The organism is Micrococcus sp. GbtcB5, from assembly GCF_019091605.1.
GTDB lineage: Bacteria > Actinomycetota > Actinomycetes > Actinomycetales > Micrococcaceae > Micrococcus > Micrococcus luteus.
Genome location: NZ_JAGXJK010000231.1, coordinates 1 through 263, shown reverse-complemented (window position 1 = coordinate 263; position 263 = coordinate 1). Strand labels below are relative to the sequence as shown.

General features: G+C 75.3%; 1 protein-coding gene. It reads left to right on the top strand.

Annotated elements, in window-relative coordinates:
* Nucleotides 1–66 precede the first annotated feature (66 nt).
* Nucleotides 67–263, top strand: a 197-nt coding sequence (locus tag KVS67_RS12165; protein WP_217565465.1) for a hypothetical protein, incomplete at its 3' end; no start/stop codon positions are given.

Sequence of the window (263 nt, the reverse complement as noted above, 5' to 3'; positions counted from 1 at the left end):
ATGCGCCACCCTGGTGCGCACGCCCCGGTGGGACAGTCCCGCCGGGCGCCGACCCGAGAGGACGTCATGACCCATCACGAGCGCGACGTCCGCCAGGCCCTGGCCGCCGGCGAGACCTACCTGATCCACGTGCTGGAGACCTCCGGCCCGCCCGGCAACCCGGACCACTACCGGATCACGGACGCGGTCGTGGCCCACCACGCGCCCACCGGCTCCTACGACGTCGAGGCCGGCGGCCTGGACGGCGCCCGCGAGCTGCTCGC